This window comes from Aeromicrobium sp. Root344 (assembly GCF_001425755.1).
Classification (GTDB): Bacteria; Actinomycetota; Actinomycetes; order Propionibacteriales; family Nocardioidaceae; genus Aeromicrobium.
This window is the reverse complement of sequence record NZ_LMDH01000001.1, coordinates 374934-398024: the sequence shown is the minus strand read 5'-3', so window position 1 is coordinate 398024 and position 23091 is coordinate 374934. Positions and strand designations below refer to the sequence as shown.

At 61.3% G+C, this 23091-nt stretch carries 24 protein-coding genes, 1 pseudogene and 1 other annotated feature; of the genes and pseudogenes, 11 read left to right on the top strand and 14 right to left on the bottom strand.

The window, feature by feature from the left end:
- Positions 1 to 84: 84 nt before the first annotated feature.
- Both ASC61_RS01945 and ASC61_RS01940 read left to right on the top strand, forming a co-directional pair.
- Positions 85 to 1563 carry a DUF5677 domain-containing protein gene (locus tag ASC61_RS01945; protein ID WP_056208571.1) on the top strand — a complete coding sequence of 493 codons (1479 nt, stop codon included), beginning with the start codon at positions 85 to 87 and terminating at the stop codon, positions 1561 to 1563.
- Positions 1564 to 1586: 23 nt separating this feature from the next.
- Entirely contained in the window at positions 1587 to 2360 is a 774-nt protein-coding gene (locus ASC61_RS01940) for a hypothetical protein (protein WP_056208568.1), read from the top strand.
- A gap of 290 nt (positions 2361 to 2650) precedes the next feature.
- Here ASC61_RS01940 and ASC61_RS01935 read toward each other — a convergent pair whose 3' ends face one another.
- Positions 2651 to 3511, bottom strand: coding sequence for a GIY-YIG nuclease family protein (locus ASC61_RS01935; protein ID WP_200935376.1), 861 nt, complete (start codon positions 3509 to 3511; stop codon positions 2651 to 2653).
- A gap of 40 nt (positions 3512 to 3551) precedes the next feature.
- Entirely contained in the window at positions 3552 to 3806 is a 255-nt protein-coding gene (locus tag ASC61_RS20435; protein ID WP_442854215.1) for a helix-turn-helix domain-containing protein, read from the bottom strand.
- Between the two features lie 271 nt (positions 3807 to 4077).
- On the opposite strand from ASC61_RS20435, the pseudogene ASC61_RS01925 reads away from it, so the two are divergent.
- A pseudogene (locus tag ASC61_RS01925) lies at positions 4078 to 5314 on the top strand (IS3 family transposase).
- Positions 4358 to 4486: a sequence feature (AL1L pseudoknot), on the top strand. Its footprint overlaps the pseudogene before it by 129 nt.
- Positions 5315 to 5496: 182 nt before the next feature.
- Here the strand turns inward: ASC61_RS01925 and ASC61_RS01920 are convergent.
- The 7 genes from ASC61_RS01920 to ASC61_RS19240 all read right to left on the bottom strand — a co-directional run bounded on the left by ASC61_RS01920 (position 5497) and on the right by ASC61_RS19240 (position 10990).
- On the bottom strand, positions 5497 to 7281 hold the full coding sequence (locus ASC61_RS01920) for a class I SAM-dependent methyltransferase (RefSeq protein WP_082530395.1): 1785 nt from the start codon (positions 7279 to 7281) through the stop codon (positions 5497 to 5499).
- A gap of 6 nt (positions 7282 to 7287) precedes the next feature.
- Positions 7288 to 8247 (bottom strand): hypothetical protein, encoded by a 960-nt coding sequence (locus tag ASC61_RS01915; protein ID WP_157439342.1) that lies wholly within the window; start codon positions 8245 to 8247, stop codon positions 7288 to 7290.
- The gene (locus ASC61_RS19550; protein WP_157439341.1) at positions 8240 to 8395 is read right to left on the bottom strand and encodes a hypothetical protein; all 156 of its coding nucleotides are present in this window, start codon (positions 8393 to 8395) and stop codon (positions 8240 to 8242) included. The genes ASC61_RS01915 and ASC61_RS19550 overlap by 8 nt, the downstream gene beginning before the upstream one ends.
- A gap of 80 nt (positions 8396 to 8475) precedes the next feature.
- The gene (locus ASC61_RS01910; RefSeq protein WP_056208559.1) at positions 8476 to 8793 is read right to left on the bottom strand and encodes a hypothetical protein; all 318 of its coding nucleotides are present in this window, start codon (positions 8791 to 8793) and stop codon (positions 8476 to 8478) included.
- A 154-nt stretch (positions 8794 to 8947) separates the two neighbouring features.
- Positions 8948 to 10066 (bottom strand): CU044_5270 family protein, encoded by a 1119-nt coding sequence (locus tag ASC61_RS19545; RefSeq protein ID WP_157439340.1) that lies wholly within the window; start codon positions 10064 to 10066, stop codon positions 8948 to 8950.
- Entirely contained in the window at positions 10063 to 10593 is a 531-nt protein-coding gene (locus tag ASC61_RS01905; RefSeq protein WP_056208555.1) for an RNA polymerase sigma factor, read from the bottom strand. The genes ASC61_RS19545 and ASC61_RS01905 overlap by 4 nt, the downstream gene beginning before the upstream one ends.
- Positions 10594 to 10624: 31 nt before the next feature.
- On the bottom strand, positions 10625 to 10990 hold the full coding sequence (locus ASC61_RS19240) for a peptidase inhibitor family I36 protein (RefSeq protein ID WP_082530394.1): 366 nt from the start codon (positions 10988 to 10990) through the stop codon (positions 10625 to 10627).
- Positions 10991 to 11315: 325 nt separating this feature from the next.
- On the opposite strand from ASC61_RS19240, the gene ASC61_RS01900 reads away from it, so the two are divergent.
- From ASC61_RS01900 to ASC61_RS19540, 3 genes are all read left to right on the top strand, one after another.
- Positions 11316 to 11696, top strand: a complete 381-nt coding sequence (locus ASC61_RS01900; RefSeq protein ID WP_056208552.1) for a hypothetical protein — start codon at positions 11316 to 11318, stop codon at positions 11694 to 11696.
- An 89-nt stretch (positions 11697 to 11785) separates the two neighbouring features.
- A complete protein-coding gene (locus ASC61_RS01895; RefSeq protein WP_056208547.1) occupies positions 11786 to 12445 on the top strand; it encodes an ABC transporter ATP-binding protein in 660 nt (219 codons plus the stop codon).
- A 68-nt stretch (positions 12446 to 12513) separates the two neighbouring features.
- Positions 12514 to 14664, top strand: a complete 2151-nt coding sequence (locus ASC61_RS19540; RefSeq protein WP_162243631.1) for an FtsX-like permease family protein — start codon at positions 12514 to 12516, stop codon at positions 14662 to 14664.
- 295 nt (positions 14665 to 14959) lie between these two features.
- Here ASC61_RS19540 and ASC61_RS01890 read toward each other — a convergent pair whose 3' ends face one another.
- On the bottom strand, positions 14960 to 16249 hold the full coding sequence (locus ASC61_RS01890) for a tyrosine-type recombinase/integrase (RefSeq protein ID WP_056208544.1): 1290 nt from the start codon (positions 16247 to 16249) through the stop codon (positions 14960 to 14962).
- Positions 16250 to 16516: 267 nt separating this feature from the next.
- Positions 16517 to 17347 carry an NmrA family NAD(P)-binding protein gene (locus tag ASC61_RS01885; RefSeq protein WP_056208541.1) on the bottom strand — a complete coding sequence of 277 codons (831 nt, stop codon included), beginning with the start codon at positions 17345 to 17347 and terminating at the stop codon, positions 16517 to 16519.
- A gap of 63 nt (positions 17348 to 17410) precedes the next feature.
- On the opposite strand from ASC61_RS01885, the gene ASC61_RS01880 reads away from it, so the two are divergent.
- The gene (locus tag ASC61_RS01880; RefSeq protein ID WP_056208540.1) at positions 17411 to 17764 is read left to right on the top strand and encodes a winged helix-turn-helix transcriptional regulator; all 354 of its coding nucleotides are present in this window, start codon (positions 17411 to 17413) and stop codon (positions 17762 to 17764) included.
- Between the two features lie 130 nt (positions 17765 to 17894).
- Here the strand turns inward: ASC61_RS01880 and ASC61_RS01875 are convergent, their stop codons facing one another.
- Positions 17895 to 19013: a class II histone deacetylase gene (locus ASC61_RS01875; protein WP_056208537.1), complete on the bottom strand. Its 1119-nt coding sequence runs from the start codon at positions 19011 to 19013 to the stop codon at positions 17895 to 17897.
- A 258-nt stretch (positions 19014 to 19271) separates the two neighbouring features.
- Here ASC61_RS01875 and ASC61_RS20190 point away from each other — a divergent pair, with 258 nt between their 5' ends.
- The 4 genes from ASC61_RS20190 to ASC61_RS01860 all read left to right on the top strand — a co-directional run bounded on the left by ASC61_RS20190 (position 19272) and on the right by ASC61_RS01860 (position 21734).
- A complete protein-coding gene (locus ASC61_RS20190) occupies positions 19272 to 19403 on the top strand; it encodes a phenylacetaldoxime dehydratase family protein (protein WP_162243630.1) in 132 nt (43 codons plus the stop codon).
- Positions 19400 to 20386, top strand: coding sequence for an NAD(P)H-dependent flavin oxidoreductase (locus ASC61_RS01870; RefSeq protein ID WP_056208533.1), 987 nt, complete (start codon positions 19400 to 19402; stop codon positions 20384 to 20386). Before ASC61_RS20190 ends, ASC61_RS01870 begins: the two co-directional genes overlap by 4 nt.
- A gap of 146 nt (positions 20387 to 20532) precedes the next feature.
- Positions 20533 to 21288 (top strand): 3-oxoacyl-ACP reductase FabG, encoded by a 756-nt coding sequence (gene fabG / locus ASC61_RS01865; RefSeq protein WP_056208530.1) that lies wholly within the window; start codon positions 20533 to 20535, stop codon positions 21286 to 21288.
- Complete coding sequence (locus ASC61_RS01860) at positions 21285 to 21734, top strand: MaoC family dehydratase (RefSeq protein ID WP_056208529.1); 450 nt, start codon at positions 21285 to 21287, stop codon at positions 21732 to 21734. The genes fabG and ASC61_RS01860 overlap by 4 nt, the downstream gene beginning before the upstream one ends.
- A 22-nt stretch (positions 21735 to 21756) precedes the next feature.
- Here ASC61_RS01860 and ASC61_RS01855 read toward each other — a convergent pair whose 3' ends face one another.
- Both ASC61_RS01855 and ASC61_RS01850 read right to left on the bottom strand, forming a co-directional pair.
- Complete coding sequence (locus ASC61_RS01855) at positions 21757 to 22359, bottom strand: TetR/AcrR family transcriptional regulator (RefSeq protein WP_056208526.1); 603 nt, start codon at positions 22357 to 22359, stop codon at positions 21757 to 21759.
- 65 nt (positions 22360 to 22424) lie between these two features.
- The gene (locus tag ASC61_RS01850) at positions 22425 to 22931 is read right to left on the bottom strand and encodes a thioesterase family protein (protein WP_082530392.1); all 507 of its coding nucleotides are present in this window, start codon (positions 22929 to 22931) and stop codon (positions 22425 to 22427) included.
- Positions 22932 to 23091 lie beyond the last annotated feature (160 nt).

Here is a 23091-nt window from a genome sequence, read left to right as displayed (position 1 = left end):
AAGCAAAAAAGGAGAAACAGCCGGCTCAAGGACCATCAAAGAACCGGGAAGGTCCTCAAGCCACCGATGCGGACACTGCCGAATATGCAGTTGGTGCCCTGGCTAAGAGACACATTTCCCGACATGCTCTGGATTTGTTCACTGATCACGAAGTACGGCGACAAGCCAGGGATGTTCACTGCCAGCGAGGTCCTTGACCGCATTACCGAGATCCTCGACGAGTCCGAGAGTGCGCCAGAAGACCTCTCTGTACTGACAGGGCAATTGAGCTCTTTCGATCTAGTCCCCGACCATGTCCGAACGGACGTCATCGCAGCGCTGAAGGCGGATGGCCTTTACGAGCGGGCATTTCCCTGGGAGCTAGTTCGAGGCCTTCAGAAATATGAGGAAGTGCCCGGCCAGTGGATTCTTGACGGCTGGTCTGGCAACGCTCGGGTCGTCAGCGCCGACGTGCCTGAGGTATTCCTGCGGAGCGTGATCGAGTCCAGCCGTCATGGGCAAACCTCCACGGCGACCAAGGCCAAGGCGATGATTCTGAGGGCATATCTCCAAGCAGACAAATTGATGCTCCCTCCAAGCATCGGTGCTGAATGGGGTGACATCCTTCCGAGGTACCCAGATGGGATCACCGAAGAGGAGCGGCAGAGGATTGAACCGAGTATCCGAGCCTCGGCCATGACCATGCTGAACCTCTCAAGCGAACCCGGTGAGGCGGAGGCGCCCGGCTTGCTTTGGGCCAAGTCATTCTGGCGTCAGAACTGGAAGCTCTACGAGTGTGAAGCTGAGCCCATCGAGGATACGACCGACGGAGATGCAACCACCGAACACTCGTCGCAGATCAAATCCGCCCGCGACATATGGCAGCAGCGTCTCGACGATCTGACAGAGAGATTCGTCGCGAAGGCGAACACCTCGGATCCTGATCTCTACATTCCCGATCGACACGAAGTTCTGACGGGCCTTGTCTACCGCCAGGTTCGAGCGCTCGGCATCATGGTCCAGTTTCCTGGGCTGTGGACGATGGAGCACGGTTCATCCACGCTGCGCGGGCTTCTGGAGTCTCGCATTGTGGTGAAGTGGTTGATCCTCAAGGACGATGCTGAACTGTTCGGTCGCTTTAAGGACTACGGCAGGGGCAGGCTAAAGCTGCTCAAACTCCACCTCGAAGAGTACCGAGATGGCATGGACGATCCGCCTCAAGAACTCGATGGCCAAATCGAGTATTTAGATGCACTGGTCAACAACGACCTGCTGGAAGAGTTTCAGGACATCAGCATCGAAGGAAACTTCGCCGGTGTCGACACACGACGAATGGCCGATCAAGTGGGGCTGCTGAACGAGTACCGATTGGTGTTCGCTCCCGCCAGTGCAAACGTCCATGGGGAGTGGACCGCAATTGACCAGTACGTTCTCACTCAATGCAGGAATCCACTGCATCGGTGGCACCGAAAGGTCAACGACGATCCCATGATGAGGCTCGGCCCAGCTGTAGTGGAAATGGCGCTCGACATGCTCGAGTCGCTTGTCGATGACTACGAAGAGGGCATTGACGTGCGTCCCTAGTCCCCCCGACCCAAGGTGGTTCCATGCGGTTCGTCATTGACGGCAGGACCTTTGATCTCGAGGCCGAGGACATCCGCGCGCGCCTTCGAGGCCATACCCCGGGCAACATCCAGACGCATTGGGTAGAGGTCGAGGGTGCCCGATGGCCAGTCAAACAAGCGCTGGCCATCGCCCTGCAGCCAGATCGGCCAAGGTTTCAGTCACAGACGGCGCGGCGGCATCTACGCAAACTTGGGTTCACCGTCAGTCCTGACGGTCAGCGTGGCTCAGTCGACTCCGGCTCTCATGGAGGCGCGTTCGATGAGTCCTCATTGCCCATCTTTGAGACAGTCGACGCCAGCGTCACATTCTCTTGGCGAAGGGCCGGCAAGGTCACGCTCGATACGGCAGGCATTCCGAAGTTCCCGGCGCTTCCGCGAGTGCCAGGTCTGTACCGCTTCGACTTCGAGCCACTGGGTGACGATTCCCAGCCCTCCATATACATAGGGGAGTCGGTCAACCTCAGAAGTCGAGGCAGCAACTATCGCAACGCCAAGACGGATCGATCGAGACAGCGGACGAGTCGTCGTATCCACAAGGAGCTTGTCGCGCATCTCTCGCAGGGCGGCGCAATCACGTTCTCTATCTCGTCCTCGGCGTCACTGGGTGTAGGCGGGGAATCGATCGACCTGCGCTGGACGTCGGCCCGCCGGATGGCCGAGAACGCTGCAGTGTTGCTCGCGCAAATGGAGGGAACGGCGAACGTCCTGAATATCGACGCCGATCTGACGGACTCGTCCGACGATGACACTGAATAGGTGAGCAGTCCATGCCCGACCCGAACATAGCGAACCAACTCAGCGCGCAAACAGTCATCGATGAGCTACGCGCGCGACGTCCGGTCTTTCACTCAGAGGCGGACTTTCAGCATGCCTTCGGACCCCAACTCGCCGGGATCAATCTTCCGATGTCGGCCATAGCTCCCAGCGATTGGCGCGGCCTCGCCGGACCTCGCTGTTCGGGTACTTCGCCTGCAATTCGGTGAGCTTCTCGATGACTTCGTTCAGCGGCAGTCCGGATGCAATCACCGCGAGCGGCTTGGGCTTCGTCAGTTTTCGTTGTACCCGTAGTCGCGGCTAAGCAGAGCGTCTTTGAAGTGAGCCTCTGCGTTGAGGATCTGTTTCTGCGTCGCTTCAGGCCCGAAGACGCGCAGGATGCTGAAGACGAAGTGCTCGCGGTGAGTCAGGTCGAGGTTGTCCAGATCTTTCAGAGCCACATTGCCGCCGTGCCCATCACCCGCGTACGCCTTCCACCGCCCGAAGATTCCCTGCGCTCCGTCGGCCTTGCCCACGTACTGCATGCCGTTGCTGGAGTCGGCGATGAGGTAGATGCCTTTCACGGCGCTGAGCGCGCTGTGCCAGCGGGAGTAGTGAGGATCATCGATCATGCGCCGAAGTTCGCTGTATGTAAGGCGCACGTTGTCGAACCCTGGGAACGGAATGACCTGCGGATCCGCGATCTCGAGGACGCGGAACTCTGCGGCGAGAACACCCCGACGATGCCAGCGGATAGGAGTTGTCCAGTCGACGACCAGTCGGTTCTGCAACGCCTCAAGCAGTGGCATGGCGCTGAGATCGAAGCGGCGATTGGTCTCCGTTCGCTCGTCGAGAGCCTCACCCGAGTTCTCATACGCTCCGTAGAACCGGGCGCGGTGTGCCCCATCGTGAGTGCCATCTGCCATAAACACGAGCCAGATCTTCGGTGGGTTCACCGGGAACACCCGGGGGTCGGCGTCCTGGTCCCGCGTGTACGTGAGCACAGCTGCGGGTGTCGTGTGATTGACATCCGGGATGCCGTGCGAAAGGGACGTGTGGCGGATGGCAAGTACTTCGGTGAAATCGGTCAGACCCGCGGTTTCAAGGATGTGCCCGAGCGATAGATCGCCACTGATCGACGGAGGAGAGTTCACCTGGCCAACTTAGCGTCGCGAGGCGACAGCTGAGTCCGGCTTAGGTGAGGCGATGACCCTGCTTTCGGATCGCAATACCTTCCCGTTTCAGGATGTTGAGCACGCTCGACTTGCTGACGCCGAATTCCTCAGCGACTTGCAGAGTACCGACATCGCCCTGCTTGTAGCGCTCGACAATCTGCGCGCGAAGTCGTTCAGTGATGCGGTTTTTGCCATGAACTTTCGGATGCGGCCCGAACCGAGCGGAAGGCAGATTTGCCGAGCTTCGGGTGTTGAACTTTACAGAGGTCAGCACTACCAAGGAAACGGCTGGAACCAGAGGGAATCTGGTTCCAGCCGTTTCGCATTCGTGACCTCAATTACGCCTCCATGCGCGCCTGCTGGGAAGGTGAGGTGACGGTTCGGTCGTCAAATTCGGCTCAATTTCAGCGATTCTTCGCAGACGCATCGGGGTTGTAGGCTCGTGGGTTAGGTGCGGATCCTGTTTCCCGCTACACACTGCGACCAAAGCGGTATGAACCGCCCCGGGATGTCTGGAGAGTCCTTTCGTTGGAAGGATGATTCTCATGGCACGTCCGTCGAAGTATCCGCAGCAGCTCAGGGAGCGCGCGGTCAGCATGGTGTTGGAGTCCAGGGGCGACTACGAGTCGGAGTACGCGGCGATCAAGTCGATCGCGGCCAAGCTCGGATCACGTCGCCTGAGTCGTTGCGCAAGTGGGTCCGCCGGGCGGAGATCGATGGGGGTGTTCGGCCGGGCAAGACCTCTGAAGACATCGCTGAGATCAAAGAGTTGAAGAAGGAAGTCGCCGAGCTGCGTCGAGCGAACGAGATCTTGAAGTCGGCGTCGGCTTTTTTCGCGGCGGAGCTCGACCGCCCACGCCGGTTCTGACGGAGTTCGTCACCGCCCACAAGGACGAGTTCGGGGTCGAGCCGATCTGTGCCGTGCTGACCGAGCACGGCATGAAGATCGCCCCGAGCACCTACTACGACAACGCCGGCCGGCGGCCGTCGAAGCGACAGCTGCGTGACGGCCAGATCGTGGAGTTGATCATCGCCGAGCGGACCCGTCAGAAGCTGTTCGCCCGGTTCGGTGCCCGCAAGATGTGGCTGCATCTGCGAGCCCAGGGGCATGAGGTGGCCCGGTGCACGATCGAGCGGCTCTATGCCGAGCAGGGCTGGGTCGGCGCGCTCAGACGCAAGAAGATCCGGCACTTCCCAAGCGATGGCACCGAGCGGCCGTCCGATCTGGTCGACCGGCAATTCTTCGCCTCGCGGCCGAACCAGTTGTGGGTCGCGGACTTCACCTATGTCGCGACCTGGTCCGGGACGGTCTACGTCGCGTTCATCATCGACGTATTCAGTCGTCGGATCGTGGGCTGGCGCGCGGCGACCCGGATGACGACCGACCTGGTGCTCGACACCCTCGAGCACGCGATCTGGACCCGCTCCCAGGCCGGAGTCACCGACCTGACCGGGCTGGTCCATCACACCGACGCCGGATCTCAATACGTGTCGTTCGCGTTCACCGAGCGACTCGTCGAAGCCGGCGTCGACCCTTCGGTCGGATCCGTTGGCGACGCCTACGACAACGCGCTGGCCGAGTCCCAGATCGGCCTCTACAAGTCCGAGCTCATCCGACCCGAGGGCCCATGGAGGGGTGTTGAGCACGTCGAGATCGAGACCCTGAACTGGGTCGACTGGTTCAACCACGACAGGCCACACGAGTCGATCGACGACCTCACACCCGTCCAGGCCGAGGAAGTTCACTACGCTGCAAGAAACCAGCTCACGCCGACCGGCTGAGCCACAAAACCGTGCCTCCGGAAATGCCGGGGCGGTTCAGTATCCATCGACCTCGTTGTGCGGGTGACCCACCCATGATCGCCCGACAGGATGCCGCTTCTGCGCTGTGGTTTAGCCGAGAGCGTGCTTACTCAGCTGCGCAGATAGATGATGGTTCGAACCCCTGACGCTAGACATCTGAATCAGTGTTCAACGGAAAGTCCGTTGTTGCTCCACCCGGGGCTATCCGTGCGTCGAGCGTCTGACGCTCCAGGTTTGAGCGCACCGATATACACGTCCGTCAATTTCGACAGCACGTGCAACCGCTCAAAGCCAAGACTTCGAATTTGACGGTGGTAGCGGGTGAGGAGCTCAAACGGCCGATCCGCGCTCACAAAGCTGGATCCGCCCACCTCTTTGAGCCCAGTGACCACGTGTGGCGCGCCGTCAGCCGAGTAGTCCAGATAGCCGTTGGCGATCGAGATAAGAAGCAGACCACCTGGCTTGAGTACCCTATAGGCCTCCCGCAGCGCAGCGGGCACGTCAAAGAATCTGGACATGTACGTTCTAAGCGACATATACGCGTCGACCGAGTCGGACTCGATCCCATTTAGCGCGTCTGCGGAGCAGGCAATTGTGGTCATTTCCGGATGGCGTTCACGGGCGCGCGCGAGCATTTGTCGGCTCAGATCTACCCCAGTGACGTCGCTCGGCGAGCACACCTCGACGAGGGGTCCGATCTCGAGGCCGTTGCCGCAACCCACGTCGAGGAGCGAGCGACCAACCAGATTCTCGTACCCGTACCACGCGAGCATTTCGCGAATCTCTTGGTACCAGTAGTCTCCGAAATACCCACGGATATCGAGGCTGTAGTCGTACTCGAGGTATTTGGACTCGAAATACTCCACGCGCAGCACCTCGAGAAAGCGGTTCGCTTCGTCGCGATCAAGTCCTTGAGCCGAGAGGTGGATGGCAACGTCGCCTAGTGAAAGTTCCCTACTCAAAAGCGAGACTGGCAGCGAGAATCCGAACTCGTCAGACAGCCGATTGGCGAAATAGTCCGAAGCAGAGTGCTGACTGTAGTGCTGTTGCGGGCTGAGCTTGGGTGACGTTGTCTGGGCCGGTCGCAATGCGCGTGGGTGACTCTTGCTGATTCCACTCGCGATGAATTCGCGGATGAAGGTAGCCGCCAGGAGAGCTGACGCCGTGCGCATGCCCGACTCGGCGTTCGACTTGTCGAAACCAAAGTCGGAGACTGAGCGCACGACAGCCCACGCGAGTCCGCTCTCGTGCTGCATCTCCCGACCGAAGCCGCCGCACTCCATATCGTAGGCCGACGCACGCTCTTCGTGCTGCCACAAGGTGGCCCTGCTCGCGCCCCCATCGTGGTCTATGTCCTTCACGAGGGTGTTATCTGTAACCATGTGTGTCATCTCGGGGCTTGGGTTGATCTTCCTTAGGAGGTCCTCCCAGTTGTCGGGTTGCATTGCTTGAAGAAATGGGGTGATTAGGTTGCTGAATCGTCGGCCATCGCGATGGTCGGAAATGAACGACCCTAGATCTTTGCGCGTTGTACTGGGTGGCTCGTAGTGATCGAAGCGGGGAAGCCGGCCATTCGATCCTTCGACCCACTGATTGGCGTGATCAATGTGGTCGCTGATTCGAAGGGAGCCGAGGTCGGAGCGACGCGGATTGCCGAGAGCGGTGCCACTCAAGTACAGGTTTGTCGGGTGCAGCGAGTTCAGGACGTGGCTCGTGGCCAGAGCAGAAGCAGTATTTCCCTGGTCTCGAATACAGACCAACGCAACTCGCAGCTCGCCAATGGCAGTCAGCGCATAGGGGTATCGCTCGCCTCGCAGAGTGGGCAAATCATCGATTTCCGATCCCACTCCGAAGACGGCCAGATGCGCAACGAACTCGTCGTCCTTCGGGACGATAACGCAAATATCTACAATTGCCGAGGAGGCTTCGCCGAAGGGTCTACTCATCAAGGTCTACTCGGCACCTTTGACCTTGAGCGGTGTCGGCACTACTACGTCAACGATCTCGTCTGAGACGGTGAAGGAGTAGCGGCCGCATCCGGCGGGCGTACCGAGCGTCTGGACGTTGTAGTTGAGCGTGTCCTCACCGGACGTGCCAAGCAGTAGCACGGGAACGCCCTCTTCGTTCTTGTCTAGCTGGCATCGGGACAGCTGCAGTTCGTTCCATAGCGATTGAGATCCGTCCGCCGGTACAAGTAGTGCTCCCTGTGGCTTGGGTGCGGTGGAGGGGGAGTCTTCCTTCGCGGGGGTGTGGGTCACGAAGGTGAAGACGGTTGTCGCCACCACGACTGCGACTGCTGGGAGGGCGAACTTCTTGGCGGCGTCCCTACCAGTGAGGCGGTTCGATTCGATCATGAATTTCGCCTGGTTGAAGAGCTCCGCGCGCCCCCGCTGATACAGCTCAAACTTCTCTGATTGGATCTTCGCGAGCGCCTCGTACCTTGTCTCCTCGGCCTTGGGCGTTGCGCGTCTTGCCCTTGCCTCAAGCTCCGCCGTCCCCTTCGCATAGCTGACGAGTCGGGCTCGAAAATCAGCGATGTTCGTTGCGTCGCCAGGGAGGTAGGCATCGGGGTCTTCGTTGACTCGGGCGACGAGCTCGTCGGGCAAACTGTCGAGAGTCACCTCCACGGGCATCATCGACATGACCAAGCTGCTGACGATTGCGGTCGCACCGAGGATGCCGACGGCCGCTGAGACCAGGACGATGGTCCAGCGAAGCCCGCCCCAGTCTGTTGCGTCTGTGGCATTGCTGATCAATGGGCCCGCGCCGAATACCACGCTGGCGATGGCAGCGATAGCGGTCGCAAGCCATTTGGCGGTTGCGCGGACTTCGGTTGCGGCCGTCACCCACCGGGAGGTCTCAGAATCTGTTGGTGGGATCTCCACGTCGGGTTTCGGCGTCGTGTCAGTCATTTTGTTTCCGAGTGGAATCGGGCGCATTGTTCACTTTGCGGAGCTTTTGGTTGACGTCGGTGCGTTCCCAGTCCGAGCCGACCCAAATCCAGTCGCCGTCGGTGCTGATCTGGCCGGGGTACTTTCCGTCATGTCCGGGCTTGGCCATCTTTTGCTCCTATCGCTGTCTGCCAGGCCGATACGGTGCTGGCGAGATGTTTCATTCGCCCCCGGCATGTGTCGGGCCGCTCAAGGCCCTGTGGCACTCCCTGCGTTGTCGCGGACGTTGTCCGCGGCCCGCTGCGCCTCGTACTGGCCGGTGAAGCTCTCACCGGATGCGGCGACCTTGTCACTCGAGCGCCAAGCCCTCCAGCGCCATTTCGAGCCGGCGTCTTCGTAGATTTCGTAGCGAGCGCTCGAGGCGCCGACTTTGAAGCTGTTGGCGGCGCGAGAAGCGTTCGAGGAGCTCGCGAAGGTTTCGCCGGCCCACGCGACCATCTCGTGATTGCCGCTGTAGAGCCACCAGGAACTGGCCCCGGACTCCGTTGGGCCGACTTTGAAATACATGGCTCGCCTCGCTTCGGCGTCGGGACACCCGGTCGGCGCGCAACGCTCCGCGGATCTCTGATTGTGGACCTACATGTAAGTCCCAATTGAGGCTGCATTCTTACTGAGCCACGGCAACTTTTTCTGGAGTTGCGATTGTGAACAGTGGACCGACCTACGAATCAGCGCGATCCGGGCCGAACACGCGCGTGTATCGCGTATCCAGGATCGCAGTGAAGCTGTAGATAGCGGGCGACTCCAACTTGAGGTCGGGATCCTTCTTAATCAAGATGTCCTCGGTCCCGATAAGTTGCCCTGTCTCGGAGCTGATGATGAGCACCCTACGAAATTGGGGTGAGTCGGCGGGAATGAACGAAATTCCTATGCCGGCGCGGCCTGCGCGATCCTTGACTGAGCCGAGTGATCGCATGGTTGGTTCGTCGGCGAGGATTCTCCAAAACGTCGCGGCTATCGTCGGCGGGACGACGTAGCTTGCGTAGAGTCCAGTGATCTCTTGGTACAAGCAGGCAGCACGACTGGGCCCACGGCTGCGATCTTCGCATTCGGCCTTTCGCATCAGCGCGTCGCGAACTTTCTGGACGTCGGTGCCGAGTTTGGCAACAAACTGTGGATATAGGTCGTCGGCCGGATACGTCTCGTCGGTGACGTCCGAAGTTCGCGCTACGGGACGTTTGGTCAGGCCCCTGCCGTCGGGTGACAGCGGGGTCCCGGATGTTTCGCGGGCACGAAGTGATCCGTCAGCTCGGAGCCAAGTTTCTCGACGCTTGGGGATGAGCTCGGCCTCCTTCGAGTCTTCAAGTTCGGCGAACCAGTTGTCGGTCAGCAGATACTGAATTGATCCGGAGCCCGGTACCTTCGTTTGCTGTGAAGCGGTCTCGGCCAACTTGTTCAGTTCTGCGCGAGCATCCTTTCCCGGCGCGTAGGCGATGTTCTGTGCGTTGGCGAATGCATAGTCCAACACCGGCGGAGTCGAGGCATCCGCGGCGTGTTGCTGCCATGGGCTGGCAACGATCGTCGCTATACCCGCAACCGCCGCTGCAGCGGCGAGAGCCCTGACCACAAGCCGTCGGTTCTTCTTACGATGAAGCGCCGGGACCTCTTGCTCGTCGGCCGTATCAGCTGCTTTGGCGCGCTCGAGCATGTTCTTTGCCGATGGAAGTGTGACCCCGATATTCTCCGGGTCGATCTGGGAGGGCATCCCGAGCGAGCGCGCTTGCCCACGCAGGAGTTCCAGCTCGTCGTCTGCAGGCAGGGTGGGTTCACCATTACTCATGCGGTGTTCCCTCCCAAATTCAGCTCAGCGGTCTCCGCAGCATTCTGCAGAGTCGTGATACGACTTCGAAGTCGAGACACCCGGGTGTTGAACGTCCCAACCGAGATGGCAAGCATTGCCGAAGCCTGTTCCCTCGTCACGTCCAGCATGAAGGCGACGTCAAAGAGTTCTCGCTCGACGGCGCTCAACTGCTGGTAGATCCAGCGACCGAGCGCCGTCTCCGTTACGGCTTCTGCGATGTCTGGTTGTGGCGCGGGCCTCGCCGAATAGTCGTCGACGAACCTGTTGTCGTGATGCTTTCGCCGTTGGCGCTCGGCCTCTTGGAGGATTTTGAAGCGTCCGATGGTAAAGACCCAACCGATTCTTGCGTCAGGGTCGTCGGGACATTCGTCGCGTTTGGCCCAAACAGTCTCGAACGTTTGACCGACCGTGTCGTCGGCAGCTTGGGCGGAGAGCCGCCGAGCGGCAAATGAGAAGATGCGGCCACTCATCTGCTCGAATAGGGCAGTGAACTCATCTTCGCCCACCCGGCGATGCTACCCCCCGGCTTGCGCCGCGTCAGCAGTTTGTGATCGTTGCTAGGTAGACCGCCTTGGCGTTGTCCTGCCAGCCTGAAAGGGAGCTCGCGCGCGCACCAGGATTCAAACACACGTAGTCACCTGAGCCGTCGACCTTTTCATGAAGCCATGTCCGCTTCGAGCGGTTGTTGTAGTACGACTCAACGGTCGCCAGGCCAATTGACTTGTACGACCCTGTGGCGGAAATCTTCTTCATCGTGCCGGAGTAGCCGGTTTGGCTCCACACGCACATGTAGCCACTGGGGCACTCTCCAGCGGCGGCATCGGCGGATGAGATCGGAGCTACGACAAGTGTTGCAGTCGCGGCGAGAACGGATGCTGACCTAACGGTTCTTGATGTCTTCATGACACCAGATCCCGGTCAGGCCACTCGGCTTACCAACGTCTCACTGCCGTAAGGACGGCTAGGTTTCCGGGACGCCGAAGACTTCGGCGGGACGCCGAATACTCCGACGGAACCAAGTGGGTCACTTCGATCGACGCGCTGCCATCTAGACGGCCACACAGAAGGATTCACAGACCCAGTTCAGCCAGCGCGGCCTTTTGTTGCGCGCCCCCAGAAGTACTCCTGAACGCGGAAAAAAAGAATGCGTGAGGCTGTCATTTTCGCGGTTCGAACCTGATGTATAGGTACGAATCACTCCGTTCAACGACATCAAGTAGGAGGAACTGTGAAGAAGTCCATCGCAGGCTCGGTCGGCAGTCTCGCAATCGGGGCCGGACTAGCCCTAGGGGCCAGTTTGGCTCTCGCGGCACCAGCGAATGCCGAGGTAAACATCGGCTGGTTCTGGAACTCAGGGGATCGCGACGTTCAGGCAAAGTTCACGGCCTACGGGGAGGTCTTCTCGGCCAAAGAGGTGGACGGAAACGACTACCTGCATTGGAGTGTGACCGGCTACGGATCCACGACCTGGTTTGTTCCGGGAAACCAGGAGAACGTACAGAAGGACAACAACCAGTCCTTTGCCGAGGGCAGGAACGTTTCGCTGAAGGCTTGCGAACAGTGGAACAACCTTCCCGATGACTGCTCGTCGAAGACTGGGGTCTCCTAGGCCACGTCCGGCGCCAGAGTCCAGTCGTCAAGTTGGGAGTTAGCGTGTCAAAGTTGGCTGAGCTAGCGATCTCTGCCCAAGGTGTCACCGTGAGCCGCGGTGACACCTTGGTGTTGGACGGCGCTAGCCTCACTGTCTCGTCGGGTGAGGTCGTGGGCCTGATGGGCCCGAGCGGCAGCGGGAAGACCACCCTTCTGGCGGTGTTGGCTGGCCTTCTCGTCCCAACAAGCGGAGATGTCTCGATCGGTGGCGATTCCATCACCCGCGTCGGAGATCGGCGACGGTCGGCTATCCGTCTTGCCAAACTGGGGTTGGTCTTCCAGGGCGACGAGCTGCTACCTGACTTGACAATCGAGGAGAACGTTTCTCTCCCACTACGTTTCGGTCGCTCAGCTATTGGCTCGACGACCGACTCCCGTGAAATGGTACGTCCGGTTCTTGAGCAGTTGGAGATTGACGCGATCGCCGAGAGGCTTCCTGAGGAAGTCTCCGGTGGACAATTGCAGCGCGCTGCCATCGCTCGGGCGATCATTCACCGCCCGCTTGGAGTCCTTGCTGACGAGCCAACCACGTCACTCGACGGCGAAGCCTCCCGGAATGCGATGTCCTTACTAATTGGGTTGGCGCGAGCGAGCGGGTCTGCAGTAATCGTCGTGACACATGACGACGCAGTTGCGGCCGGTTGCGACCGGGTCCTGACTCTTTCTGATGGTCAGCTTCGGTCACCCCTCAGGGACCACCGATTGTGATGCGAGCGTATGGATGGCTCGCGCTCAGATCAGTGGTCGGACGTGATGGCCGATGGGGAGCCGTCGTTTTGGCACTCGGAGCCGCGCTGATCACCTTCGGCGCATTGGTCGCGCTAGCTGTGCCGCAGGTGACGCAGGCACAAGAGCGGCGTACGGATCTACTCACACCCCGCATCGACTTGTCGGAGCGTAGTCAGAACCAGCCTGGTTTGCGGACATTCGACCCGAACGTAGACCTGGGGCGTCGGTGGGAGGGTCACCAGATCACGCGAACCTATTTCGCCGGGAACGGAGACGTTTCGGACCTCGGCTTGCGAAAGCTGCCAGCAAGAGGCACCGTCGCGGTCTCGCCCGCTCTGAAGCGGTTGATTCAGTCGAACGACATAGTTGCGGACATTTATCGAGGGAAACGGATCTCTGCCACAATCCGCGACGTCGGTCTCGTCGAGCCCCACGAATTGCGCAGTGTTGAACAAGTCGCGTCTGGTCTTCCACTCCAATATCCCGTTGACGGATTTGGGATCACGGCGGGGCCGAACCAAGTCTTTGACGATGGGAACGGACGGTTGAATGCTGTCGTCGCTTTGATCGCTGCAGTCACCATCGTGCTGCCAAGCGCACTACTTCTATGGATCGTCACGCGGTTGTCAGCTCCTTCGCGACGGAAAACTTCGATCGTTCTCCATCGTGTGGGGCTTTCGAGAAGGTCCACATGGACCATCGCCGCAATGGCTGGGGGTCTGATTAGCGTTCCGGCGTCAGTAGTCGGGTGCGTCCTCTTCAACATCGTCGTCAACCGGGTCACTGCCATCCCGGGAAGCAATTTTGGATTCTTCGCGGATGACGTTTCCCTTCCAGCGTGGAAACAGACGATCGCGACAATTGCGGTGTCACTTCTTACAGTTTGTGCGTTCGCGTTCGCGTCGAAAGAAATGGGACCTCGTCGCCCTCGACGACGCTGGCTACCGATGGGACTCAGGGTTGCGGTCTTGACGACCGGAATTGCGCTTCTCTGCGCGACTTCACTGCTTGTCCGGGCTGTTGGCCCAAACGTTGGTTTCACGATCTGGGCTGGCATCGGTCTGACAGGATTGGGATTTGTCTTGGTCGCGCCGGCCGTCGTTCGAATGGTCTCAGACGCCTGGGCGAAAAGAGCACGCTCTGCGGGGACGCTGGTTGGAAGCAAACTCATGGTGACCCACCGCTCGGCGCTTGATGTGGGAAGCCTTTTGGGGGTGTGCGTAATTCTCTACTTGGGGTCGCTGTCATTCATGTCGATTCTTCAAGGTGGCAACTCAGATGACTGGAATGCGCGGATCTCGCGCCAGTCCCACATACCGTTCACTGTTAACGACCTGGCGGATCAATTGACGAGGGGTCGGATTCTCAAGACGGTTCCCACCGCCAAATTGGTAAGCCTCTCGGAATCAAAAGGGGGGTTTCCAGTGGTCTACGGGTCCTGCGCAGACGTGGAAGGCATTTCAAGCAATGAACTTGTGGGATGTACAGGCCATCCCCAGCAGATTGTGATCGGTGATCAGCCGGCCGAAAAGGTTCCCGATTCACTGACCTTGGGAGATGGCACCAAGGTTTCTGAGGTGGGTGTTCTACGTCCGCTCCATGCCCGGAACGTTCCTCAGGAGTTTCACGGTGCCATTCTTGTCGGGGCTGAACATGCGCCGCCTGCGGGAGCAGAATTGTCGTCGACCTTCTACGTTGTTGTCCGCTCACCACAACTGGTCGCGTCGATGGCGCGCATAGGTTCGGTTACGCCACTTCCGCAGTTCGATTTGGGGCCTTTGGACTATCACAATCCCGCGACCACCCGATTTCCGAAGCAGTTGGCGTGTATCGGATTGGCGGCTTCGATTGGGCTCGTGATCGGTGCCCTGGGCGTCGCCGGCCTCATTGCTGCCGAAGCCCGACGGCGCAGTAGGCAACTTCGCGGGCTCAGAATTCTCGGATCTCCGCGCAGTCAGTTGCTACTGGCGCACTCCATCGCGACGGTTGGAGCTTTTGTTTGCCTCGGACTGGCTTCCCTCATGCTTGGTGCCCTTGTCGCATGGACATTTACCAGTATCGACGGGCGTGCGTACGTCAGCGCACGACCATACATAGCAATCGTTGCCGCTCTCTTAGGTTTGAGCAGCTTGGTGGTTTGGGCGACTTGGCGTGACGCGCAACGGTCGATAGGGCGAAGTTCCGGCATCGTGGCGTGAACTCGGTTGAAAGTTTAGGGCGCGCTCGGCTTGGGAACTGAGAATCGAAGAAGATGAGTGTCTTCCCCTGACGATCGCCAAGACCGCCAACCTTGTCGCTTGGGATGCTTCTATCGACTACGCCGGCGATCCAGTTAACGTCGTGAAACTCGGCGCGACGCTCGACGGCCTATCGGTGTGGGGGCCCGGTCAGCGCCAACCGGTTTCAACCATTCCGTGTCTTGATGGCCAAATGGCCTACCCCTTGCGAGCGTGACTGGGGCCCGATTGCTCTGTTCGGCTGACACTCATTAGGTCAATCGGGCTCGCGGAGGGCGAGTTGGGACATTGCGTTGGCGATTTGGTGGTCGCGTCCTTGGTCGGCGTGTTGGTAGATGGCGGAGCTGGCGATGGAGGAGTGGCCGTAGCGTTCGAGGAGTTCTGCTTGGGTGGCTCCGGCGTAGACGGCGCGGGTGACGGCGTGGTGCCGCAACGCATGCCAAGTCAGGTTGGGTTGGCCGATGGCGGCTCGGGCGCGGTAGAAGCCTGATCCTTTGCTGGGGTTGGTGCGTCTGGTGTCGGGGCGTTTGGTGCCGGGTTGTTCGCCGTAGAGGGTGCTGGGGTGGAGGTATCCGCCGCTGGTGTTGGGGAATACCAGTCCGTCCTCACTGGTCTGGGCGAACCGGTCGAGGTGGTCGTCGAGGTCGCCCAGGATGTGGGGTGGGATCGCGACGCGTCGGATCCCGGCGTCGGATTTGGGGTCGTCCTCGAACGCCAGGATCGTGCCGTCGGGTTGTTTGGACCGGACCACGGACCGGGTGACGGACACCGTGGTGGCACTGATGTGGCCGTCGTCGTTGTGTTTGATGGTGAGGTCGTTGCGGCGCAGGGCGAACATTTCGCCTTGGCGTAGTCCGCACCAGGCTGAGATCAGCACGGCGAAGGACCGTTCGGGTGGCATGGCTTTGGCCAGGGCTGCGACTTCGGCTGGAGTCAGCAGGATGGTGTCTCGTGCTTTGGCGCGGGTGTTGCGGCCTTTGCGTTTGCGTCTGGTGCGGGCGGCGGGGTTGAAGTTGATGAGGCGTCGTTCGATCGCGAGGCCGAGGACGGCGCGTAGGAGGTCTTCGGTCTGTTCGCGTTGACGGGAGCCTGGTGGCAGTTGGGCTCGCCAGTCCGCGACGTCGGTGGCGGTCAACTCGGCGACCGCTTGGGCGCCGATGCCGGGTTCGATGAATCGGTGCCACTGGTACTGGTAGAGGTCGATCGTGCCCTGCTTCAAATCGCCCTCCTCGAGATAGTCCTCAAACAACGCGTTGGCGTTGGTGCCTGAGACGGCAGCCACTCGCTCGGCGCGTTGTTGCTCGGCCGGTGACAGCCAGGTGCCGGTCGTGATTTGTTGGCGGATCGTGAGCAGGTAGTGGTCGGCGTCGACGAGGGTGTCGAACGTGTGCGGTGCGCTGTGACGTTTGCCGTCGGGTCCGCGAAAGCGGGCTCGGAGTCGGCCGCTTGGGAGGAGGTCGATGGTGCCGAAGTTAGCCCTTCCGGCTTTGCGTCGTTTTTCGATAGCCTTGAGCAAGGCTTTGGTCTCGGTCTGGCTGCGTCCCACGATGTTCCCCCTAGTTCGTGACCTCCGCGTGACCCACCACCTGTTCAAACCTGTGATCTGGTGACCATTCTTGTCACGGTCTTGCGGGTGCGGTTTTGGCCGGTTTCTTCTGTAACCACAGGCCAAACTAGGGAGCCGAGTGGCCAGCTTCAAATCCTGTCCCCGCTACCACTCGAAGGCCCCTGACCAGCAGAAATGCCGGTCAGGGGCCTTTGTCATGTCAGGCGGTGATGTTGCACGGTCCGCGTGGATGGAGAGTTCGTGCGATCAGATGCCGATGTCGCGGAGCCACTGATCCACGGAGCGAGGCGTGAGGCCCAGCAGCTTCTGTGCGGAGTGCTCATCCGAGATGACTTCTCCGGGTAGGCCCTTGCGCCAGATGTATGCGTCGATGACCGGGCGGGCTGCCTGCTCACCGAAAAGTGGGAGGATCTGCTCGCCGAAGGCTTCGGGTTCGAGGCTCTCGAACGTGACGGGCCTGTCGTAGTGACGCGCGAACCCGTCCGCGAGGTCTGATCCGAGCAGTGGTGGCAGAGCGCCCACGGCGACGCGGCCGGTGATGCTGGTGTCGGTGAGCAGGGCGACAGCGACGTCGGCAACGTCCAGGTGGGAGACCCAGGAGGTCAGGTAGTCGGCCCGTAGCGGGTAGCGAAGCACTCCCTCGTCACGAACGGAGCCCACGACGATCGGCAGGAGCAGGTTCTCCAGGAACAGGCACGGCTCGATCACGGCGAATGAACAGTCCTGGCGCTCCAGCTCTTCGAGCAGGATGCTCGGACCTGTTCCTGGGACAGCGGGGTAGCCACTGGTGGAAACGACGACTCGCGCTGGGTTTGCTCTGCTGATTGCCTCGCCGATCGCGCGGGCGTACTGAGCCTGCTGCTCAGTGCTGTCGATCGGGAGATGCACGAACACGCCGGACGCGCCCTTGTACGCGGCCGTCAGCGAATCGACCGAGGCGTAGTCGACCGCGACAGCGGCGCCGTCGATCGATGTGATGTCCCGGACTGCGGCAGTCGCGGTGTGTCCGGCGGCTCGCAGGGCGGTGAGAACGGGGGATCCTTGGGCGCCGGTGGCGCCATGCACGATGAATGTCATGATCCATTAGTGCATATAGTGCACTGGTTACATCAAGTGCACTAAAGGGCTAGACTGCAGAATGTGAGATACGACAACCACCTGCCCGAGTGCGGGGTGGCGCGATTCCTCATCCTTCTGGACGGCCCTTGGGCAACGCTCATCATTCGCGAGCTCCTCCACGGCTCCCATCGATTCAATGAGCTCATCGATGCCCTGCCGGGCATCAGCGCCCACACCCTGACGAGGCGGCTGCGCCGTTTCGAGGCCGCCGGAATCGTTTCGCGGACGGCCTTCGCGGAGATACCGCCCCGAGTCGTCTACGAGTTGACCCCCGTCGGGCAGAGCCTCCAAAGCGTGCTCGACGCGATGAACGATTGGGCCGACGCAGTTCCCGCCCCTGTGTTCGAGGCCGGCCTCGCTGCCGAAGGGCGCTGAACGCCTCCTGACCACGAGATCGGGCAGGAGAATCCCGTCCCGGCTAGAAAAAGAGGGCCCCTGACCACCAGAGATGCTGGTCAGGGGCCTTCGTCACGTCCCGGCGCCGTCAGGCTCGGGCGTGAAGGTGTCAGCCGTGGTCGGGAACCCGTTTGAGGTTCACCGCTGCGGCATCGATCGCAGCAGACTGGTGCGGCATCAGATCAAGATGCTCGGTCGAGTTCCAGCCCTGGTACGGGTCGACCACGCCGGTGTCGATGCCCGAGAGCTCTTCCATGACGGCGAGGCCGTAGAACGGCACTGTCCAACGGGAGTAGCCGCCCTCGTGCAGGAACACCAGTCGTCCTCCGCACAACTCATCCGCGACGGCCATCAGCTTGCGCGTGAGCTCGCGATAGCCCTCGGAGTGCATCTGCATCCGGCCCATGGGATCCATGTGACCGGCGTCGAAGCCGCTCGGGATGATGATGAAGTCGGGGCGGAACTTCCGGAGGGCCGGGATGACCACTCTGTCGTAGACCTCGTGATATGCCGAAGCGTCGCAGCCGGCAGGCAGCGGGATGTTGAGGTTTGTTCCTTCGGCGTCGCCTGAGCCGATCTGCTCCACGAAGCCGTTGTCCGGGGGAAAGAGGCGGTCCTGGTGGATGGAGATGGTCAACGCGCGGGGCTCGTCGTACAGCGCGGCCTGGGTGCCGTTGCCGTGGTGGACATCCCAGTCGACGAGAGCCACTCGTCCCACGCCGCGCTCCTCGAGGAGGTGGCGCGTGGCGATGGCCGCGTTGGAGAAGACGCAGAAGCCCACGGACTGCTCCGGTTCGGCGTGGTGACCGGCAGGACGGAGCAGCGCGTATGCGTTGTCGACGTCGCCGTTCAGGACGGCGTCGACGGCAGCGATCGCTCCACCGGCGGCAAGCGACGCGATCTCGAACGTACCGCGGGGGATCGGAGCAAAAGTTCCCACCTCACCGCCCATGGGCAATTCGGACAGCTCTCTGGTCGCGTCGATCATCTCCTGGGTGTGGACGCGGCCCAGCTCCTTGTCGCTCGCATTCCGCGGGTTGACGCGGGTGAGCTGATCGAGCAGGCCGCTCACATCGAGCAGGTTGCGGAACCTGCGCACGACCTCCAGGTCGTACACGTGCGTGTCGGGCTGGATCGTCATGCCGTCCGGGTGGACGAAGCCTGCATCCTGCCCGAGGTTGAACCAGGCGTACTTCTCGTGCCATACGAAACCGGTGCGTCGTGCCATCAGATGTGCCTTCTTTCAAGGATGAGAAGCAGAACTGTCGAGAGATCAGTTCACGGCCTCGGCCCGTCTGTGACGCGGACCACTTGCCTATATCGATGGTGGGACTAGCGGGTTCGGACCGGATACAGGGAGATCGCAAGATTTATCGAGGAACCCCTGCGAAATCCCATACCTCGTCAGGCGGACCGAGCCCTAGCGTCCTCAGCAGCCGTCGCGCGGCGCCCTGCCGACGACACCTCGCGATCCCAGGAGGCGACCATGGAGTCTGCCATCGATATCAACCTCACCTGTCCCCGCAGTCTCACGCGACGCGTACCCGATGGTCAGGATCAGACCTTCGAGTACGTCAACTGCCACCCGGAGACCGGCATGATGCGGGACGCGCGATGATCTCGACCAGCTTCACTCGTCTGGTCGGCGTCGAAGCTCCCGTCGTGTCCGCGCCCATAGCAATGTCGCCGGAGCTGGTTGCGGCTGTCTCGAATGCCGGTGGGTTGGGCATGCTCCAGGGCACCTGGCTCACACCGGACGGCATTCGTGAAGCGGTGCAGAGCACTCAGGCGCTCACGGATCGGCCCTTCGGCATCAACCTGGTCATCGACGAGCGGCGCGACGAGCAGCTGGCAGCGGTTCTCGCCGCTGGCGTGAAGGTGGTGTCATTCTTCTGGGGCGACCCCGAACCGTACCTGGATCGTGTGCGTGCTGCGGGGGCGCTCGCGATCCTCACGGTCGGCAGCGCCGCCGAAGCGCGCCGCGCCGCAGCGCTCGGCGTGGATGCAGTCGTCGCGCAGGGGTGGGAGGCCGGCGGCCACGTGTGGGGCGGGGTCGCGACGCTCCCATTGGTGCCTGCCGTGAAAGCGGCGGTAGGGGACATGCCCGTCTTGGCCGCGGGCGGGATTGCTGACGGCCGCGGCCTGGCTGCCGTGCTGGCGCTCGGCGCCGATGCCGCGTGGGTCGGGACTCGTTTTCTGGCGAGCGAGGAAGCGCCGATTGCCGACGTCTACGAGCGACGGGTGGTCAGTGCGAGCGAAGAGGACACCGTCTACGGCACGATGTTCGACATCGGTTGGCCACGGGCTCCTCACCGGGTGCTGGGCAACAGCACGACCAATGAGTGGCAGGCCGCCGGCGAGCCCATGCCTGGGTCGCGCCCGGGGGAGGGCGACATCATCGCCACGGCCCCCGGTGGCGTGGACGTGCCCCGATACAGCTTCTTTCCGCCAATGGCTGGCCTTGCCGGCGACCTGGAGGCGATGGCTCTCTACGCCGGACAGTCCGTGGGGATCGTTGGATCCGTCGAGCCAGCCGGTGCCATCGTCCGGCACATGGTTCAGGAGGCTGAAGCGGTTCTCCAGAGGCTCGCTCCCGGATAGCACGAGCCTGCGCGGGGCTGCCACCGTCGAGCGGGGAACTTGACCGACTCGACCGTGGAGAGCTAGATTCCGCGAAGTTAGCAAGCGCTCAGTAAGTGATAGTGCGTTGGCTCTCAGCATTGATTTCCCGACCCAGGAGTGACCGTATGAATGACACCCGCACTGCGATCGTGACCGGAGCCGCCCGCGGCATTGGTGCCGAAGTCGCCCGGAGGCTGGCCGGCGACGGGATGGCCGTCGCCGTCCTTGATCTTGACGAGTCGGTCTGCGCCGTCGTCGCCAAGGGCATCACGGAGGCCGGCGGGCGGTCGATCGCCATCGGTGCCGACGTCGCCGATGAGGCGGCAGTGCAAGACGCCGTCGATCGAGTGGCTGCCGAGCTCGGCACCCCAACCGTGCTCGTCAACAACGCGGGGATCATCCGGGACAACCTGCTGTTTCGGATGAGCGTTGACGACTGGGATGCCGTCATGAACGTGCATCTGCGGGGTGCATTCCTGATGAGCCGAGCCGTCCAGAAGCACATGACCGAGGCGGGTTTCGGCCGGATCATCAACCTGTCGAGCACGTCAGCGCTGGGCAATCGTGGCCAGGCGAACTATGCGGCAGCAAAGGCCGGCATCCAGGGCTTCACCAAGACGTTGGCCAACGAGCTGGGCAAGTTCGGCGTGACGGCCAATGCCATCGCTCCCGGATTCATCGAGACCGAGATGACCGCGGCAACAGCAGAGCGCATGGGGATGACATTCGAGGACTTCAAGGCCGGTGCGGCTGCTCAGATCCCGGTCGCACGGACGGGGCGTCCTGAGGACATCGCGCATGCCGTGTCGTTCTTCGCCAGCGAGGCAGCAGGATTCGTCTCCGGCCAGGTGCTCTATGTCGCCGGAGGTCCGGTGTCATGAGGACGTTCGACAACATCGGCGAGCTCGAGCAGGCAGTCGGAAGCCACCTGGGTTACTCAGACTGGCACGTCATCACTCAGGACCAGATCAACACGTTTGCCCAAGCGACCGGTGATCACCAGTGGATCCACGTCGATCCCGATGAGGCGTCGAAGGGTCCTTTCGGCACGACCATCGCACATGGCTACCTGACCTTGTCACTCGTTCCGCAGCTGATCTGGCAGATCTACGACGTCAAGGGCATCAAGATGGGCGTCAACTACGGCGCTGAGAAGCTTCGGTTTCCGGCTCCCGTGTCCGTGGACTCCAAGGTGCGCGCAGGGGTTGAGCTGCTCTCGGTCGTGCCGATGGGATCTGGTCACAAGGTCAACGCGTTGGTCACGTTGGAGCGGGAGGGCGGCGACAAGCCAGTATGCGTCGTTGAGACCGTCTCCATCTTGGCCTGAAGCGGCCGGTCCGGAACCGCGGTCAGTCTGCGCGTGCCCGGACGATGCGCAGCGCGAGCTCAGCGTATTCCTCGCCGAGCTCGTCGGGCGCCAACCTGAAGTCATCGGTGAACCATCGTGCAAGGTCGATGCCGAGGGACAGGATCGCGGAAGCGGCGATCCGGGGATCGGGGATGTCGAAGGCTTTGGCCTTGATGCCCGAGGCGATCAGGTCGATCAGCTCGACGTCGATGCGATGCCGAAGAGACGTGATCTCATCGAAGTGCTCCGGATCGAGGGCAGCCATCTCGTAGTTGACGATTCGTGCTCGCCCATGGTTCCTGGCGTGATCGGCAACGAAATCCTTGACGACGGTGCGCAGTTGCTCGCGTGGATCGTCTGACGCTTGACGGCCTTGCTGCATCATCGCCAAGGTCGTCTCGTGGCCAGCCTTCGAGATCAGGAAGAGCAGCTCCTCCTTTGACTTGTGGTGCACGTAGAGGGCCGCGGAGCTCGTCCCGGCCGCGTTCGTGATGTCTCGCGTCTTCGTGCCGTGGAAGCCTCGCTCGGCAAAGGCTTGGGTCGCGGCCTCCAGGAGTCGATGGCGGGTGGCCTCGGTGCGGGAAGGTTCTGCACCTGCGGTCATGTGCCATCCTCTGTTTCGCTGGACCAACCCGGAGTGAGCGCTCAGTCAGCCATGATCGTACTGGGTCAGCGGCGGACGCTCATGGCACCGCTGGTGGGGAGCGGCCAGGGAATCGCTTGTGCGGTTGCGGCGGCGCGATCGATCTTTGTGGCGACGTCGGGCGGGAACGGCACGGATGCGCGGCCGCCCAGGTCCATGTTGACGACGATGAGCTCGAGAATCGACGCCAGCTTGCGGGTCGACCGATTGAGAACGAAGACCATCACGTGTCCAGCACGTTCGGATCGATCGACCCAGAGAGGGTGCACCGAGTAGGCGTCGGCTTCACGCATCTCGGCGAAGAACCCGATGTGGTGCTCTGCGGCAAATGTCCCCATCCGCCGGGCGGATCGATACTCATCGTCGATACCGGCGTGTTCCGACAACAGGTCAGCGCCAGTCACGCCGAGGGCATAGATGTGACGAACGTTCATGTGCCCGTTGCCATCGGTGGACCGAGCCTGGACATGGCCTTCGGCTATGCAGGGGAGAGCGTTGACCTCGTCGAAAGACGGCTTTGCTGTGTTTCGCATGGGGCATACCGTCCTGCTGGAGGAAATGTGCGAGAGTACTTTGTTTGAGAGCGGACTATCACTATAGTCTCAGGGGTGAGGGCGCACAAGGATGTCGAGCGGGGCCGCAGGTCGGGCGGTTGGAGAGAGGTGCTCCTGATGGGTGTTGAGAATCTTCGTG

Coding starts and splice junctions, on each gene's coding strand:
- ASC61_RS01915 (WP_157439342.1), bottom strand. CDS start 8,247: ATGACTGACACGACGCCGAAACCCGACGTGGAGATCCCACCAACAGAT.
- ASC61_RS01945 (WP_056208571.1), top strand. CDS start 85: ATGCAGTTGGTGCCCTGGCTAAGAGACACATTTCCCGACATGCTCTGG.
- ASC61_RS01885 (WP_056208541.1), bottom strand. CDS start 17,347: ATGACATTCATCGTGCATGGCGCCACCGGCGCCCAAGGATCCCCCGTT.
- ASC61_RS01910 (WP_056208559.1), bottom strand. CDS start 8,793: ATGTATTTCAAAGTCGGCCCAACGGAGTCCGGGGCCAGTTCCTGGTGG.
- ASC61_RS19545 (WP_157439340.1), bottom strand. CDS start 10,066: ATGAGTAATGGTGAACCCACCCTGCCTGCAGACGACGAGCTGGAACTC.
- ASC61_RS19550 (WP_157439341.1), bottom strand. CDS start 8,395: ATGGCCAAGCCCGGACATGACGGAAAGTACCCCGGCCAGATCAGCACC.
- ASC61_RS01875 (WP_056208537.1), bottom strand. CDS start 19,013: ATGGCACGACGCACCGGTTTCGTATGGCACGAGAAGTACGCCTGGTTC.
- fabG (WP_056208530.1), top strand. CDS start 20,533: ATGAATGACACCCGCACTGCGATCGTGACCGGAGCCGCCCGCGGCATT.
- ASC61_RS19240 (WP_082530394.1), bottom strand. CDS start 10,990: ATGAAGACATCAAGAACCGTTAGGTCAGCATCCGTTCTCGCCGCGACT.
- ASC61_RS01920 (WP_082530395.1), bottom strand. CDS start 7,281: ATGAGTAGACCCTTCGGCGAAGCCTCCTCGGCAATTGTAGATATTTGC.
- ASC61_RS01940 (WP_056208568.1), top strand. CDS start 1,587: ATGCGGTTCGTCATTGACGGCAGGACCTTTGATCTCGAGGCCGAGGAC.
- ASC61_RS20190 (WP_162243630.1), top strand. CDS start 19,272: ATGGAGTCTGCCATCGATATCAACCTCACCTGTCCCCGCAGTCTCACG.
- ASC61_RS01855 (WP_056208526.1), bottom strand. CDS start 22,359: ATGACCGCAGGTGCAGAACCTTCCCGCACCGAGGCCACCCGCCATCGA.
- ASC61_RS01870 (WP_056208533.1), top strand. CDS start 19,400: ATGATCTCGACCAGCTTCACTCGTCTGGTCGGCGTCGAAGCTCCCGTC.
- ASC61_RS01850 (WP_082530392.1), bottom strand. CDS start 22,931: ATGCGAAACACAGCAAAGCCGTCTTTCGACGAGGTCAACGCTCTCCCC.
- ASC61_RS01860 (WP_056208529.1), top strand. CDS start 21,285: ATGAGGACGTTCGACAACATCGGCGAGCTCGAGCAGGCAGTCGGAAGC.